12 protein-coding genes are annotated in these 16,365 nt (G+C 75.6%); 3 read left to right on the plus strand and 9 right to left on the minus strand.

The genetic code is table 11. The annotated features are described in order from the left end of the window. Positions 1-43: 43 nt before the first annotated feature. Positions 44-541, plus strand: a complete 498-nt coding sequence (locus NRO40_RS12080; RefSeq protein ID WP_058945125.1) for a MarR family winged helix-turn-helix transcriptional regulator — start codon at positions 44-46, stop codon at positions 539-541. Here NRO40_RS12080 and NRO40_RS12085 read toward each other — a convergent pair. From NRO40_RS12085 to NRO40_RS12120, 8 genes are all read right to left on the minus strand, one after another. After that, positions 500-1,267: a LuxR C-terminal-related transcriptional regulator gene (locus NRO40_RS12085; protein WP_058945126.1), complete on the minus strand. Its 768-nt coding sequence runs from the start codon at positions 1,265-1,267 to the stop codon at positions 500-502. The two genes, NRO40_RS12080 and NRO40_RS12085, sit on opposite strands and share 42 nt — an antisense overlap. Positions 1,268-1,784: 517 nt before the next feature. Beyond that, positions 1,785-3,035 carry a galactokinase gene (gene galK, locus NRO40_RS12090; protein ID WP_079047515.1) on the minus strand — a complete coding sequence of 417 codons (1,251 nt, stop codon included), beginning with the start codon at positions 3,033-3,035 and terminating at the stop codon, positions 1,785-1,787. Continuing rightward, positions 3,032-4,006 (minus strand): UDP-glucose 4-epimerase GalE, encoded by a 975-nt coding sequence (galE, locus tag NRO40_RS12095; RefSeq protein ID WP_198549474.1) that lies wholly within the window; start codon positions 4,004-4,006, stop codon positions 3,032-3,034. Before galE ends, galK begins: the two co-directional genes overlap by 4 nt. Continuing rightward, entirely contained in the window at positions 4,003-5,109 is a 1,107-nt protein-coding gene (gene galT / locus NRO40_RS12100) for a galactose-1-phosphate uridylyltransferase (protein ID WP_058945128.1), read from the minus strand. Before galT ends, galE begins: the two co-directional genes overlap by 4 nt. A gap of 257 nt (positions 5,110-5,366) precedes the next feature. Continuing rightward, positions 5,367-6,059 (minus strand): helix-turn-helix transcriptional regulator, encoded by a 693-nt coding sequence (locus NRO40_RS12105; RefSeq protein WP_058945129.1) that lies wholly within the window; start codon positions 6,057-6,059, stop codon positions 5,367-5,369. Between the two features lie 340 nt (positions 6,060-6,399). Next, positions 6,400-8,292, minus strand: coding sequence for an outer membrane protein assembly factor BamB family protein (locus NRO40_RS12110; protein ID WP_058945203.1), 1,893 nt, complete (start codon positions 8,290-8,292; stop codon positions 6,400-6,402). Between the two features lie 108 nt (positions 8,293-8,400). Next, positions 8,401-10,287, minus strand: a complete 1,887-nt coding sequence (locus tag NRO40_RS12115; protein ID WP_058945202.1) for an outer membrane protein assembly factor BamB family protein — start codon at positions 10,285-10,287, stop codon at positions 8,401-8,403. A 302-nt stretch (positions 10,288-10,589) separates the two neighbouring features. Further along, positions 10,590-12,416 (minus strand): ABC-F family ATP-binding cassette domain-containing protein, encoded by a 1,827-nt coding sequence (locus NRO40_RS12120; RefSeq protein ID WP_058945201.1) that lies wholly within the window; start codon positions 12,414-12,416, stop codon positions 10,590-10,592. Positions 12,417-12,599: 183 nt separating this feature from the next. On the opposite strand from NRO40_RS12120, the gene NRO40_RS12125 reads away from it, so the two are divergent. Together NRO40_RS12125 and NRO40_RS12130 are read left to right on the plus strand one after the other, a co-directional pair. Then, on the plus strand, positions 12,600-13,283 hold the full coding sequence (locus NRO40_RS12125; protein ID WP_306674900.1) for a lipoprotein: 684 nt from the start codon (positions 12,600-12,602) through the stop codon (positions 13,281-13,283). Positions 13,284-13,445: 162 nt separating this feature from the next. After that, the gene (locus NRO40_RS12130; RefSeq protein ID WP_058945200.1) at positions 13,446-14,531 is read left to right on the plus strand and encodes a hypothetical protein; all 1,086 of its coding nucleotides are present in this window, start codon (positions 13,446-13,448) and stop codon (positions 14,529-14,531) included. Positions 14,532-14,662: 131 nt separating this feature from the next. Here NRO40_RS12130 and NRO40_RS12135 read toward each other — a convergent pair whose 3' ends face one another. Then, positions 14,663-16,048, minus strand: coding sequence for an acyltransferase family protein (locus tag NRO40_RS12135; protein ID WP_058945199.1), 1,386 nt, complete (start codon positions 16,046-16,048; stop codon positions 14,663-14,665). Positions 16,049-16,365: the final 317 nt, after the last annotated feature.

The raw sequence follows: 16,365 nt of genomic DNA on the forward strand, positions 1-16,365 counted from the left end.
CGTCAAGAGACTTCATGTCGACAGATCCCCTACACTGATCGACATGGAGGACGAGGTCGACCGTCTGGTCGCTGCATGGCGCCGAGAGCGCCCCGACCTCGACGTGGAGCCGCTCGAGGTGCTCAGCCGCGTCTCCCGACTGGCCCGCCACCTCGACCGGGCGCGCCGCCTCGCCTTCGCCGAGCACCAGCTGGAGCCGTGGGAGTTCGACGTGCTCACGTCGCTGCGCCGTGCGGGCGCCCCGTACCAGCTCTCCCCCGGCCAGCTGCTCACCCAGACGCTCGTCACGTCCGGGACGATGACCAACCGCATCGACCGGCTCGCGAAGAAGGGCCTCGTCGAGCGGCTGCCCGACCCCACCGACCGGCGCGGCGTCCTGGTCCGCCTCACCGCCGAGGGGCGCGACCGCGCCGACCAGGCCCTCGCCGGCCTGTTGGACCAGGAGCGGGCGATCCTCGCCCGGCTGTCCCGCGCCCAGCGCGCCGACCTCGCCGCGCTGCTACGCCAGCTGACCGCCCCGTTCGACAACATCCCCGGCTGACACGGCCGGCCCCACGCCGGCTCTGCGGGCCAGGGCGACCGCCGCCAGCGTGGAGTGGACGCCGAGCTTGCCGAGGACGTTCTGCATGTGGGTGCGGACGGTGTGCGGGGAGAGGAAGAGCCGCTCCGCGACCGCCTTGCGGCCCAGTCCGGCCACCATGCAGCGCAGCACCTCCCGCTCGCGCGGGGTGAGCGACTCCACCAGCCGCTCGCTCTCGGTGCGGTGCTTGCGCGCGGCCGTCAGCTCCCGCAGCACGCCGGTGAGCAGGGCGGGCGCCAGGTGCGTCTCGTCGCGCAGCACACCGCGTATCACCCCGAGGAGGCGCTGCAGGGAGCAGTCCTTGGCCACCCAGCCGCACGCGCCGGCCTGCAGGGCGAGGGCGGCGCGGCCCGGGTCGTCCTTCTCCGCCAGGACCACGGTCCGTACGGAGGGCTGCGCCTGGCGCACCCCGGCGACCAGGGAGATGCCATCGACGATGCCGTCCGCGGCGCCGCCGTCCGGGACGACGCGCGCCACCGGCTGCCCGGCCGCCGCGCCGAGGTCCGCGTCGACGAGGAGCACGTCGAACCGGCGGCCCTCGGCGGCGGCCCGGTCGAGGCAGCGCATCGCCGCGGGACCGCTGCCGGCCGCGGCGACGTCCACGTCGGGCTCGGCCGCCAGCGCCGCGGCGAGCGACTCGGCGAAGATGCGGTGGTCGTCCACCACCAGAACCCGGATACGGACCACGGACAACCCCCATGGGTCGAGGAAGCGGACAGGCGCGGGGACGGCGCCCGGAGGCGGGGCGGGCACGCGGGCACACGGCCGCCGCCGTGCACCGGTGCCACCCCACCCGGGCGTCGTACCCCGACCGTCTCGCCCCCTGATCAGCACCGGCCCCCACCGGTGCTGTGCATCAGGGTACGGGCGCGGAGCCGGACGGGAAGTCGATTTGCAGAACTGACCGACCCGGCCGTTCCCCCTGTGTCACCTGTGTCGTTACGGGGCGGAAATCGACAGTTTTCCCATCACCCGCCGCAGGTGGACTGGTGGTACCGGTGGGTGCCGGGGGTGGAAGTGGTGCTGGTGGTGCGGGTGGTGGTGCCGGGGTGACACGACCCTGGACCGGCCCCCGTCAGGCCCGGCGGCCGACCTCCACCGGACGCCGGCGCCCGGCCCCGCGCCCGACCTCCACCAGGCCCCGGCGGCCGGCCTCCACCAGCCCCCGTCCGACCCCGCGCGCCCGGCCCCGTCCGGCGCCCGGTCACCGGAGCCGGCGCGCCCCCGCCGACGGGACCGCCGGGAAGATCCGCGGGGGGCGCAGGCCCCGCGCCGCGAACGCCTCCTCCACGGCCGCCGCCACCGCGTCCGCCGCGTCCGCCTCGGTCAGGACGACGGCGGAGCCGCCGAAGCCGCCGCCGGTCATCCGGGCGCCCAGGGCCCCCGCGGCGCACGCCGCCGAGACGACGAGGTCCAGCTCCGGGCAGGAGACGCGCAGGTCGTCGCGGAGCGAGGCGTGCCCCTCCGTCAGCACCGGGCCGACCGCCCGTACGTCGTCGGCGTCCAGCAGCGCCACCGTCCGGGCGACCCGGTGGTTGTCGGCAACCACATGCCGGACGTACGCGCGCACGGTCGGGTCGTCCAGCCGCGCCAGCGCGCCGGCGAGCTCCTCGTGGGGGACCTCGCGCAGCGTGCGGACCCCGAGCGCCCGCGCGCCGGCCTCGCACCCGGCGCGGCGCTCGGCGTACGCGCCGTCCCCGAGGGCGTGCCGCACGCGGGTGTCGACGACGAGCAGCCGCAGCCCGTGCGCGGCGGGGTCGAACCGCACCTGCCGCCGGGTCAGGTCGCGGGTGTCGAGGTGCAGGACGTGGCCCTCGGCGCAGCAGGCCGACGCCATCTGGTCCATGACGCCGCAGGGGACGCCCACGAAGTCGTTCTCGGCTCGCTGGGCGAGGACGGCGAGTTCGGGGCCGCTCAGCCCGAGCCCGAACAGGTCGTTCAGGGCGAGGGCGGTGACGACCTCCAGGGCGGCGGACGACGACAGCCCGGCGCCCGTCGGCACGGTGGCCGAGAGGTGGACGTCCGCGCCGGTGACGGCGTGCCCGGCCGCGCGCAGCGCCCACACCACGCCCGCCGGGTAGGCGGCCCAGCCGCCGCCCTGGCCGGGCGTCAGGTCGGCGGCGTCGAGCCGCACCACGCCCCCGGACGCGGGGTCCGCCTCGGCGGAGTGGAACCGCAGCACGCCGTCCGTGCGCCGCGTGACGGCGGCGACCGCGGTGTGCGGCAGCGCCAGCGGCATGACGAACCCGTCGTTGAAGTCGGTGTACTCGCCGATGAGGTTGACCCGCCCGGGGGCGGCCCACACCCCGTCGGGCTCCGTCCCGTACAGCTCCCGGAACTGCGCGGCGACCTTCTCGGCCGCCGCCGCGTCACCGGCCCCGGTCACCGTCCCCGGTTCCGTCCCCGTCCCGGGTCGCGCCCCCGTCGTCACCGGCTCCGTCTCCGTACCGCTCATCGTGCCGCCTCCCGCTCCCGGGCGTGCCCGCGGGCGAACTCCCAGGCGTCGGCGACGATGCCGGCGAGGTCGGTGCGGGTGGGCCGCCAGCCGAGCCGTTCCCACGCGGTGGCGGCCGACGCGACGAGGACGGCCGGGTCGCCGGGGCGGCGCGCGGCCAGGACCTCGGGGACGGGGTGGCCGGTGACCTTGCGGACGGTCTCGACGACCTCGCGGACCGAGAAACCGCTGCCGTTGCCGAGGTTGCAGACCAGGTGCTCGCCGGGGGTGACGGCGTCCAGCGCCAGGAGGTGGGCCTCGGCGAGGTCGGCGACGTGGATGTAGTCGCGCACGCAGGTGCCGTCGGGGGTGGGGTAGTCGTCGCCGTAGACGGAGATGGACTCCCGCTCGCCGAGGGCGACCTGGAGCACCAGCGGGATCAGGTGCGACTCGGGGTCGTGGCGCTCGCCCTGCGGGCCGTGGGCGCCGGCGACGTTGAAGTACCGCAGGGACGCCGCGGCCAGCCCGTGCGCGGCCGCCTCGCCGGCGATCATGTGGTCGACGGCGAGCTTGGAGGCGCCGTACGGGCTGGTGGGCGCGGTCGGGGCGGTCTCGGTGAGGGGAGTGGAGACCGGCTCGCCGTAGGTGGCCGCCGTGGAGGAGAACACCAGCCGGCGGACGCCCGCCGCCCGCATGGCGGCCAGCAGCGCCATGGAGCCGCCGACGTTGTTGTCCCAGTACTTCTCCGGTCGCGCGACGGACTCGCCGACCTGCGAGAACGCGGCGAAGTGCAGGACGCCGTCGAACGACGGGTCCAGGAAGCGGGCCGCGTCTTGGACCCGGCCCTCGACGAAGGCGGCGCCGTCCGGCACGGCCTCGCGGAAGCCCGTCGACAGGTCGTCGAGGACGACCACCTCGTGGCCGACCTCCAGCAGGTGTGCCGCGACGACCCCGCCGACATAGCCGGCCCCACCCGTGACCAGGTACTTCATGATGCGCTCGCTACCTCTCGCAGTCGCCGTGCCGCGGCCTCCGGGGGCACGTCGTTGATGAACACGCTCATGCCCGATTCGGAGCCCGCGAGGAACTTCAGCTTGCCCGACGTGCGGCGGATGGTGAACAGCTCCAGGTGCAAGGCGAACGCGTCGCGTCGCGGGTCGCCGAACGGCGCCTGGTGCCAGGCGGCGATGTACGGCGTGGGCGGCGTCCCGCCCGCGCTCCCCTCCGCGGCCCCGCCCGCGCCCGTGGTCGCGCTCCCCCCATCCTCCGCGTCGAAGATCCGGTCGAAGCGCTTGAGGAGCTCCAGGTAGACCCGCGCGAACTCCGCGCGCGCCGCGTCGTCGAGGGCGCGCAGGTCGGGGACGCGGCGGTTGGGGTAGAGGTGCACCTCGTACGGCCAGTGCGCGGCGTACGGCACGAAGGCGGTCCAGTGGTCGGTGGCGAGGACCACCCGCTCGCCGTCGGCGCGTTCGCGGGCGACGACGTCGTCGAAGAGGTTGCGGCCGCCGGTGCGCCGCGCGTGCTCGTCGAGGGAGCGGAGCATGAGGGCGGTCCGGGGCGTGGTGAAGGGGTAGCCGTAGATCTGGCCGTGCGGGTGGCCGAGGGTCACGCCGATCTCGGCGCCCCGGTTCTCGAAGCAGAACACCTGCTCCACGCCCGGGTGCGCGGCGAGTTCGGCGGTGCGGTCGGTCCACGCCTCCAGGACGAGCGCGGCCCGCTCCTCGGTGAGGTCGGCGAAGGACGCGTCGTGGTCGGAGGTGAAGCAGACGACCTCGCAGCGGCCGGAGTCCCCGGCGAGGGAGGGGAAGCGGTTCTCGAAGACGACCACCTCGTAGTCGTCGGCGGGGACCTCCGTGTGCCGGCCGTCGCGGGACGGGCAGAGGGGGCACTCGTCGGCGGGCGGGTGGTAGGTGCGGCCCTGGCGGTGGGAGGCGACGGCGACGCGGTCGCCGAGCAGGACGTCCTCGCGGACCTCGGAGGTGGTGGCGACCGGATCGAGCGGCCGCGGGTCGAGGGCGTCCCGTACGGCGTCGTCCCGTGAGTCGTAGTAGATCAGCTCGCGCCCGTCGGCGAGCCGGGTGGACGTCTTCTTCACGCGGAGGCTCCTCGCACCACACCAGATCAAACAGAACCACACACAAGGAACCACAAACAAACAGGGTCGTCAATGGACGCGCCCCGCCCGCGGGCGCGCACGGCACGGAGGGCCGCACCGGTGGCGGTCGGCCATCCGGTACGGCCCTCGGGGACGCGCTCGAGTGCGGTGGGGTGCGGTGCGGTGGGGTGACGCGGTGGGGTGGGACGGGCCGGGGTGGGAGGCGGCGGGGTGGGAGGCGGCGGGAAGGCGCGGGCTCAGAGCTGGCGGGGGATGCCCGGCACGTCGGCGGCGGCCCGGTCGAGCAGGCCGGTGCGGGCGGCGAGCGCGGCGGCCTCCAGCCGGGAGCCGACGCCGAGCTTCATCAGCACCCGCTGCACGTGGGTCCGGGCGGTGCTCGGCGCGATGCCCATCCCCGCGGCGATCAGCCGGGTGTCCTCGCCCTCGGCGACCCGGACGAGGACCTCCACCTCGCGGGGCGTCAGCATCCGCAGCAGCCGCTGTCCCTCGTCGTCGGGGGTGGCCGCCGGGTCGAGCAGCTCCGTGAAGGCGCCCTGGAGCAGCTGGGGAGCGACGGCGGCCTCGCCCGCGCGGGCCTTCACGATCGCGCGTTCCACACCCTCGATGCGCTCGTCGTGGCGGACGTACCCGGAGGCGCCGGCGGCGAAGGCCGCCGCGATGCCGCGCGGGCTCGGCACCGGCCCGAGGACCAGCACCGCCACCTGCGGGCGGTCGCGCTTGATGCGGACGACGGGGTCGAAGGCGCCCGGCTCGGCCGGGGCCGCCGTGCCGAGGAGGCACACCTCGGGCGCGCGGCTCACCACCAGCTCGGCCGCCCCCGCCACCGGCGCGGCGGCGGCGAGCACCCGGTGCCCGCGCAGCTTCAGGGCCGAGGCGAGCGCCTCGGCGAGCAGGCGGTGGTCGTCGACCACCATCAGCCGTACTCCCATCGAGAACCCCCATCCCCTTGGAGATGGCCCCCCGGCCCTCCATGACCCGGCAAGCTACACGCTTGTTCGACGTCCTGCTCCCCCTACCGGTCAGAAGCCCCCCACAATGTCGAATTCTTCGCCAATCAGGGCTACTTGGGGGACGGCGGCTGACGCCCGCGCCCCGGCGACGCTTGGGACCCGGCGTGCCCCGGCCGCCGGCGCCCCGGGCACGCCGGCGGCCCGACGCGCCCGGAACGCACCGGCGGCCCGGCACGTCCGCGCGGGACGTGCCGGGCCGCCGGGGGCCGGGGCCGGGTGGGGAGCCGGGTGGGGAGCCAGGGCCGAGGGGCCCGCCCGGTCACTTGGTGGTGAACACCAGCGCCAGGTAGCGCGTCTCCTTCACCACCGTGGACGGCTTGGAGACGAAGTAGTCGGCCATGTACAGCCGGCCGTCCTGGTAGATCATGTCCTCGCGGTCGGCGATGATCGTCTCGGTGTTGCGGATCGACCGGTCGGCCGGGGTCTTCAGCAGCACCGTCTCCTCGAAGGATGCGCCGTCGACACTGACGATCTGCCCGCCGCGCTCGTAGCCGGGGGACTTGTAGACGATGACGTTCCCGCCGTCCATCCGCACCGGGAAGACCGTCGTGTTGGCGCCGGAGTCCAGCTTCCGGCCGACGAGCTTGCCGGTCGTCAGGTCGAAGGCGACCAGTTCGTTGACGCGGTTGTAGTCCTCGCCGGTGCCCTCGTGGCTCTCCGTCGGGAGGTAGAGGCGGTCGTTGCCGACGACGAGCTTCTCGCAGTCCTCCACCTCGGTGGAGCCGCACTTGCCCGCGTACCGCGACGCGTCGGCGGCGATCTTCACCTTGAGCTTGCCGGTCGCCTCGTCGATGGAGAAGAAGTCCGAGATGCCGGAGCCGTCGCCCGCGGTCCGGCCGATGTCGGCGGCCGCGACGAGCGGCTTGGTGGAGACGATCGCCGCGTACTCGACGCCCGCGGGCATCTTGTACGAGGAGATCGGCGCCCCGGTCGTCGGGGTGAGGTTCTGGACGAGCACGTGCTTGTTGCCGCTCTCGCCGCACTGGCGCACCGCGACGAGGCCCTCGCCGCCGCCGTACCCGAGGTCCTTGCAGTTCTCGGTGTTCGCCTGGGGGCGCCAGTACTCCTTGCCGGTCGCCAGGTCCCAGGCGGCGCCGCCGTCCGTGCCGCCGGCGGCGACGGTGCTCGCGCCGATGGTCACCTCGTCCCAGCGGACCTTGCGGTCACCGCCGGTGCCGCCCGCCACGGACTTGGTCCACAGCAGCTTGCCGGCGTCGAGGTCGATCACCCCGACCTCGGAGCACGGCGGGTACTTGAGCTGCGCCGTCGGCTTGGACGGCTGGAAGACCAGGGCGGCCCTGCCGTCCTTGACGTGCCGGGAAGCGGCGCAGATCTCGCCGGGGAGCGGCACGGTCCAGAGCTTGGTGCCCTTGTGCGGGTCGTAGCCGACGACCTCGTTGACACCCGACTTGACGTACGTCTTCTCCGTCAGCCAGGAGCCCTTGGTGGTGACCGTGTCGGTGACGACGGGCGCCGGGATCTGGAAGGCGACCTTCGCCTGGGTGTTCGCGGGCGCCTTCTCCTTGCCGCCGCCGCCGGGGGCCTTGGCGCCGCCGTCGTCGCCGCCGCCCGTGGTGGCGCCGGTGGTGCCGTTCGCCGTGGCGGTCCCGTCGTCCCGGGTGGAGGCGTACCAGAGGCCGGCACCGACGATCATGACGACCGCGACGGCCGCCGCGATGATGATCTTCATTGACGCTGAGAGCTTCCCGCGCCCCTGGCCGGCCGGCGCGCCGGGCACACCCGGCTGCGGTGCCTGGTGCATGGGGGCGGTGGGGTAGCCGTACGCGGGCGGCCCGCCCGGTACCTGGCCGTGCGGCTGGGTGGGCGGCGGGGCCGGGTAGCCGTACGGCGCGGGCTGCCCGGCCGGGGGCGCCGGCGGACCCACCGGCGGCTGGGGACCCTGCGGCGCCTGCGGCGGCTGGGGAGCCTGCGGGTAGCCGTACCCGGGGGCGCCCTGCGGCGCCTGGGGGTAGCCGTACCCGGGGGCGCCCTGGGGCGGCGGCGCGGGCGCGCCGAAGCCGCCGGGCGGGACGTCCTGCGGCGCCCCGAACCCGCCCTGCGGCGGCGGGCCGGGCGGCTGGTCCGGCGGGCCGGGCGGCTGGTTCGGCGGCGGGCCCGGGGGCTGGTTGGGCGGAGGGGGCGGCTGCGTCATCGTGTCTGCGTACCTCGGGAGGAAGGAGTCGTCCGTCCGCCCGCCACCGGGGTGGCGGGCGGACGGCGTACGGACGGCGGCGGCCTGCGGGCCTCGCGGGCCTGCGGGCTACTTGCCGAAGGCGATCATGGTCTTGGTCTCCATCTCCGCCTTGTCGTTCTGCGCGCTGACGCGTCCGCTGGCGATGAGGAACCGGCCGTCGACGTAGAGGTACCGCGGCTGCCAGAAGTCCCGCTCGACGCGGGCGACGGACGCCGGGTGCTGGAGGACGACCTCCGGCTTGCCGCCCGTCGGGGCGAGCGTGGCGACGGCGCCGCCGCGGTCCCAGGAGCCCTCGACGTACAGCAGCAGCCGGCCGCCGTCCATGCGCAGCGGGAGCAGCGTCTTCTCCGGGCCGGCCGTGGCGCGCCACTTGGGCTTGCCGGTGTTCAGGTCGAACGCCACGACGTCGTTGGTGCCGCGGGTGAGGCTGGTGGGCTCGGTCGACATGTAGAAGGTGCCCGCGTCGGCCGCCACTCCGGTGCAGCCCTGGAGCCGCTCGCCGAAGACGATCAGGCCGCCGCCCCCGCAGTTCGCCCGGAACTTGTCCTGGCCGCCGGAGAGCTGGGAGCGGAGCTTGCCCCCGTCGGTGAGGGCCAGCACGGTCCGCTGCTTCTTCTCCTGGTGGACGGCGTTCACCACCAGCGGGCTGACCGAGTAGACCTTGTCGACCTCCCAGCCGCGCGTCAGCTGGTACTTCCACGTCGGCCTGCCGGTGGCGGGGTCGACCCCCCACACCTCCTGCTGCGGGTTCTTGTAGTCGCTGACCCGGCAGTTGGCGGCGGCGACGAGGCGCGGGCCGTCGCCGGCGAAGGCGTACGGCTGGCAGCCGTCGGTGGGCTTGCCGAAGAGCTGCTTGCCGTCCGCGAGCGAGAAGCCGTAGGAGTTGCCGGTGCCGGCGGCCGCGACGGTGTCGCCCGCGATGGCGAGCGTCGGGTCGGAGAGCGAGCTGAAGCCGCCGCCCTTGGGGATCTCCTTCTTCCACCCCGCCTTGCCGGTCTTCAGGTCGATCTGCTGCAGGACGCGGCAGTCGGCGCGGTCCGTCGTGCCGTCCTTGACGCCGATGACGATGACGCCCGCGGCCGTGGGCGCGGCCGGGGCCTCGCAGACGTCCGTCGTGAAGGGGATGCTCCACTTCTTCTTGCCGTCGGCGACGGAGAAGCCCTCGACGCTGCGGTACATCGCCTTGACGACGGTGTCGCCGACGACCCACGGGCCCAGCACGTTGGCGCCGTTGCGCGGCAGGTCCACGTCGTTCTTGAGGAGCCACTCGACCTTGGCCTCGCCCGGCTGGCGGCCCGCGTTCAGGTCGTCGTCCTGGGTACGGCCGCCGCCGGTGCCGTCACCCTTGTCGACGGAGTCGGAGTCGGAGGCGGTCGGCGTGGGCGACGGCGACGCGGACGCCCCCGCGGTGGGCTGCGCCGGCTCGTCGCCGTCGCCCACGATCCACCAGGTGCCGCCGGCCACGAGCAGCGCCGCGGTCACCGCGGCGACGATCACGGCGGGCTTGCCCTTGAACGGGCCGCCGCCGGAACCTCCGCCGGGCGGCACCGGCCCGCCCGGGTAAGGCGGCTGGGTCGGGTGGCCGCCGTAGGGGTTCGGCTGCTGGCCGTACGCGCCGGGCTGGCCGTACGGGCCCGGCTGCTGGCCGTACGGGCCGGGCTGGGCGGGGGCGCCGTAGGGCCCGGGCTGGCCGTACGGGCCCGGCTGGGCGGGCGCGCCGTACGGGCCGGGCTGCTGGCCGGGGGCCTGCGGGTAGCCGTAACCGGGCGCGGGCGGCTGGCCGGGTGCCTGCGGGAAGCCGTGACCGGGCGCCGGCGGGTGGGCCGGGGGCGCGGCGGGCGGCTGCGCGGGCGGGGCCGTCGGCGGTTGGGCCGGCGGCTGGGGGACCTTCTGCGGGTCATGCGGAGACCCGAAGCCTCCCTGCGGCGGTTGCTGGCTGGGCGGCTGAGTCATCAGCGCTTCCCCCTTCGTGCGGTCCGCTGGCCGATCGGCCTCCCCCGCGATCCCGGCCGGGGACGTATGGCCGGGATGGAGCGATTCGGACAGGGATGTCGCACTGTTACGTGAGTCGAGCGGGGCTTCTTTGTACCACCTGGCCGCAGACGGCAGACGGGCCGGACCGCCCCTGTTCCCAAGGGAGGACCGGCCCGTGATGCCGCTGTTATCGGCTCTCCACGGCTTACCCACGCCGCCGCGCGGAGGCCCCGCGGGTGCGCCGCGGCGCCGTGCCACGCCCGCCGCGCGCGCCCGTGACGCTACGCGTCCTCGGCCAGTTCCAGCCAGCGCATCTCCAACTCCTCGCGCTCGGCGCCCAATTCCCGCAGCTGCGCGTCGAGCTTCGCCACCTCGCTGAAGTCCGTGGCGTTCTCGGCGATGCGGGCGTGCAGCGCGGACTCCTTCTCGGAGATCCTGTCGAGCTGCCGCTCGATGCGCTGGAGCTCCTTCTTCGCGGCGCGGGCGTCCGCGGCCGACGCCGCCTTCGCCGCCTTGGCGGCGGGCGCCGCCGCGGCGGCCGAGCCCGCGGCGGGGGCGGCCGACGCCGCCTCGACCATCCGCCGACGGCGCTCCAGGTACTCGTCGATGCCGCGCGGCAGCATCCGCAGGGTCGCGTCACCGAGGAGCGCGAGGGTGCGGTCCGTGGTGCGCTCCACGAAGAACCGGTCGTGGGAGATGACGACCATCGAGCCGGGCCAGCCGTCGAGGAGGTCCTCCAGCTGCGTCAGGGTCTCGATGTCGAGGTCGTTGGTGGGCTCGTCGAGGAAGAGGACGTTCGGCTCGTCCATCAGCAGCCGCAGCAGCTGGAGGCGGCGGCGCTCACCGCCGGACAGGTCGCCGACCGGCGTCCACTGCTTCTCCTTCGTGAAGCCGAACTTCTCGCACAGCTGCCCGGCCGTCATCTCCCGGCCCTTGCCGAGGTCGACGCGGTCACGGATCTGCTGCACCGCCTCCAACACCCGCAGTGTCGGCGGCAGTTCAGCGACGTCCTGGGAGAGGTAGGCGAGGCGGACGGTGCGGCCGACGGTGATCCGGCCGGCGACGGGCTGCTTCTCGCCCTGCGTCACCGCGGCGTCGGCGAGGGCCCGCAGCAGCGACGTCTTGCCCGCGCCGTTCACGCCGACGAGACCGATCCGGTCGCCGGGGCCGAGCTGCCACGTCAGGTGCTTCAGCAGGACCTTCGGCCCGGCCTGGACGGTCACGTCCTCCAGGTCGAAGACGGTCTTCCCGAGCCGCGCCGACGCGAACTTCATCAGCTCGGCGTCGTCGCGCGGCGGCGGCACGTCGGCGATCAGCTCGTTGGCCGCCTCGATGCGGTAGCGGGGCTTGGACGTGCGGGCCGGGGCACCGCGCCGCAGCCAGGCCAGCTCCTTGCGGACGAGGTTCTGCCGCTTCGCCTCCTCCGTCGCGGCGATCCGCTCCCGCTCGGCGCGGGCGAAGACGTAGTCGGAGTAGCCGCCCTCGTACTCGTGGACCGTGCCGCGCTGCACGTCCCACATGCGGGTGCAGACCTGGTCGAGGAACCAGCGGTCGTGGGTGACGCAGACGAGCGCCGAGCGGCGGTCCCTCAGGTGCCCGGCGAGCCAGGCGATGCCCTCCACGTCGAGGTGGTTGGTCGGCTCGTCGAGGACGATGAGGTCCTGCTCGGCGATGAGGAGCTTGGCGAGCGCGATGCGGCGCCGCTCGCCGCCGGAGAGCGGCCCGATGACCGTGTCCAGCCCCTGCGGGAAGCCCGGCATGTCCAGGCCGCCGAAGAGGCCGGTGAGCACGTCGCGGATCTTGGCGCTGCCCGCCCACTCGTGGTCGGCGAGGTCGCCGATCACCTCGTGCCGGACGGTGGCGGCGGGGTCGAGCGAGTCGTGCTGCGTGAGCACGCCCGCCCGCAGTCCGCTGTTGTGCGTGACGCGGCCGCTGTCGGCCTCCTCCAGCTTGGCGAGGACGCGGATGAGCGTCGTCTTGCCGTCGCCGTTGCGGCCCACCACCCCGATCCGGTCGCCCTCGGAGACGCCGAGGGAGACACCGTCGAGCAGGGCACGGGTGCCGTACACCTTGCTGACGGCCTCGACATTGACCAGGTTGGCGGCCATTTCACTCCTGATGTGGCGGAAGGGATCGACCCTCCAGGGTAGTGGGCGCCGGAGGGTGCCCGCGGGCCCGTGCGGTAGCGTGCGGCGATCGTCGGAGGGGAGGGCCCGGAAGTGGTGGGGCGGGCAGTGGTGGGGCGGGCGGCCGGGAAGGCAGCGGCGGCGGCCGTGGTGGCCGCGGTGCTGGTGGGCGGCTGCGCTCCGGGCACCGGCGCCGGCGGGACGGCGGCGGGTCCGTCCGCCGGGAGTACGGGGCCTTCGGCCCGGGCCGCGGGCCCGACGGCGGGGGCGGGGGCCGCGGGGGCGGCGGCGGGCCCGTCCGCGTCGGCCCCGGGTGCCGCCCGGCCCGCCCGGGTGGCGGCGAAGGGCGGCACCCTCGGGGCTCCCGGGTCGGCGTGCCCGCTGCCCGTGACGTTCGACGTCGCGGCCGCGTGGGTGCCGAAGCGGATCAAGCCGGTCGACGACCCGGACCTGCGCGACCTCCTCGACCAGGGCACGGTGACGATCGTCTGCGAGATCGACGCCAAGCCCGCGGGGAACATCGGCTTCCTGCGCGTCTGGACCGACGGCGACGCGGCCGCCACGCCCCGCGAGGTCCTGGAGTCCTTCGTGGCCGGCGACGACTCCCCCGGGTCCGTCGTCCACCGCGACGTCGAACCGGCCGCGGACCCCGCGCTGCCGGCCGCCGAGGTGACGTACGTCGTCACCAGCCCGCTCCTGGGCGAGCGCAAGAAGGTGCGCGCGCTGGCCGTGGTCACCCCGGCCGGGCCGGTGGTGCTGGAGCTGGGCGGCATGGACACCGACGAGCACGAGGGGATGCTCCCCGCGTACGAACTGGCGAAGGGGTCCCTGGCGGCGGCACGCCGCTGACGGGACACCGCGGCCACGGCACGACCCCTGGAGGCCCCGCGAGAGCTGCGGGACCTGCGGGAAAGGCCCGAACGGCAAGAACCGGAGGACGTCGTACCGCGTGTCCGTGATCGAACACGCGACCGTGGCTCCCCACGAACGTCCATCTGCGAGAGGTACGACATGAGCAAGGACAGCAGCAAGGACCAGGCGGCCCCGAGCGGGCGCCGCCGCGGGGTACGGCCGGTGGCCCTCGCGTCGGCGGCGGCCGTCGTCCTGGCCGGCGGGGCGTTCTGGCTGTCCGGCGGGTACGACGCGTGGCGCGGTACGGACGACGCGCTGGCCGGCGCCTGCGACGGGCACCTGGCCGACGGGCCGGTGCGGCAGCTGCTGCCGGGCGTCGCGCTGACCGCGTCCGCCGCGCTCCAGCACGACGGGTGGCGCTGCGCCCTCACCGCGGCGGACACCACCGGCAACGGCGGCACCCGGTTCGAGGTGCGGGTGCGCGACGCGCAGGAGCCCTTCGGGCCGGACGGCGCGGTCGACCCGGGTGACGGCGCCGTGCCGCTGGGCGGCGGCTGGACCGGCTCCTTCGCGTACGGGGCCCCGGACGAGGGCGGCCCCGCGCGCGGCCGGGTGGTGGTGCTGCTGGACTGCGGCGACGAGACCGGGGACGGCCTCCTGGCGGCGGCGGACGCGCGCCTCGGGAGCGGTACGGGCTTCCGGGACGCCGGGGCGCGGGCCCGGCTCGCCACCGCCCTCACGGACACGGCGCTGTCGTACGCGCGGCGCACGGGCTGTGACGCGGCGGACCCCGGACCGGTGCGCGACGTGGCCGCCCCGGCGGCGGCCGACGTGCGCGTGCCCCTCGGCCGGGCGTCCGGGACCTGCGCCGGGGTCGTCGACGCGGCGACCGGGCGCCGGTGGGGCGCGGGTACGGCCGCGGAGACCGCCGCCGAGCCGGCGCCGGTGGAGCACTGCACGCTCGGCAGCGTGTCGGGGACGCCGCTGTACGCCTTCACGGCGTCGTACGGGCCCTACGGGGAGGCCGTGCTGTCGGGTGGGGACGCGCTGCCCGCGCTGGGCAAGGCGAACGCGCCGGAGGGCCACTACCGCATGACCGCGCGGTGCCCGGGGGCGGACGGGACGGCGGTCTACGAGATCGTGCCGGACGACGGGCTGGCGCTGGACCACGTGTCGCTGCGGACCGCGCTGAAGTCGTTCGCGACGGCCTCGGCGGAACGCCACGCCTGCGACGCCCCGTCCTGACGTCGTGACCTGCCGCCGTCGTGACCTGCCGCCGTCCTGACCTGCCGCCGTCCTGACCTCCTGACGTCCCGACCCCCTGACGCGGGACCCGCACCCGGCCCGGCCCGTACCCGGCCGGCGTCGGGCGCGGGTCAGCGCCGGGGTGACCGCTCCACCAGGAGCCAGCCCGCCAGGATCATGGCGACGGTCGTCGGGGCCGTGACGTCCACGGCGATCAGGAGCGCGGTGCGGCCCTCCAGGAGGCCCGCGAAGCCGACCGCCGACAGACCGAGGACGCCCAGCAGGCAGAGCGCCACCCCTACGGCAGCCGCCGGCCCGGACCCTCCGCCGGGGCCGGACACGCCACCGCCCGGCGCCCCACCGCGGCCCGGCACCTGCGGGGTGCCGGGCGCCGGGTCGCCGCGGACGTCCCGCTCCGGACCGCCCGGCTGCTCCGCGCGGCGGAACACCGCCACCAGCAGCGCCGTCAGCGCCGCCGCGGCCACCAGCCGGACCGGCAGCTGCGCCCACCACGCCCCGGTCGCCGGCTCCGGCAGCGGCACGCCCAGCGCGAGGAGCGCGCCGTACACGCCGAGCATCGCCGTCAGGTGCCACAGGAACGCCGTCATGGCGAGGCCGTTCGCCGCGACGACCGCCCGCCAGACGCCGGCGCGCGCGGCGAGCCGGGTGCCGGGGCCGCGCAGCAGCTCCACCGCGCCGACCAGCCACACACCGTGGCACAGCAGGGCCAGGCTCGGGGGCGCCATGTTGGAGACGGCCTCCCCGGGCATGCCCACCATGGACAGCGGATACGGCCCGAGGGCGACCAGTGCGGCCGCCCCGGCGAGGCCGGCCCCGGCCAGGACCAGGGGGGCGCGGCGCCCGCGCAGGCGGCCGTCCGCGCGGAGGAAGCCGAGCTGGTGGACGGCCAGCCAGACGAGCCCGAAGTTCAGGAACCCCACGAAGGGCACGCCGCCCGCGAAGCGCAGGGCGTCCACCGCGGCCGCCCCCGCCGCGAGCGCCGCGAAGGCGCCCCAGCCCCACCGCTCGTGGAGCGCCAGCAGCGGCGGCGTGAACGCCACCATCGCCAGGTACACGCCGACGAACCACAGCGGCTGCGCCACCAGCCGCAGGGCCGTGCCCGTCAGCCCGGAGCCGCCGCCGAGGAGCTGGACGACGAGTGCGGCGGCGCCCCAGACCGCGACGAACAGGACCGTGGGCCGCAGCAGCCGCCGCAGGCGGGCCCGGACGAACACCGCGTACGCGGGGCGGGAGCGGGAGGAGAGCGCGTGGGCGAAGCCGCCGACGAAGAAGAAGACCGGCATCACCTGGAGCCCCCAGGTGGCGATCTGGAGGGCGGGGACGACCGCCAGGAGGTTGCCCACCCGACCGTCGGCCGTCACCGCCGCCATCAGCCAGTGCCCGAGGACGACCACCGCCAGGGACACGACCCGCAGCAGGTCGATGTACCGGTCCCGCGTGGCGGGGGTGGCGGCGGCGAGGTCGCGCGCCTTGAGTCCCGTACCCGTACGTCGCATGCGGCGACTCTCCCGCCCCGGCCGGGCGGGCGGGAGGGCCGTCGTACTCAGACGCGGCGTGAGTACCCGGACCCCGGCCCCGCCGGCCGGGCACGGGAGCGCGGCGACGGGCCACGGGCCAAGGGCCGGACACACCCCCGACGTGACGGGCGCGGGTGCCCCGCCGCGGGGCGGGGCGGGTACGCGAGGTCCCCGGCCTGACCGGCCGGGCACGGGTGCCCGAGGTCACGGACGGACACCCGCGGCCTCCGGCACCACAGGCAGTGCGCACGCCCCACCGGCGTCACCGGCAGTAAGCACGCCCCACCGGCGTCACG

It is taken from the genome of Streptomyces changanensis (assembly GCF_024600715.1).
GTDB lineage: Bacteria > Actinomycetota > Actinomycetes > Streptomycetales > Streptomycetaceae > Streptomyces > Streptomyces changanensis.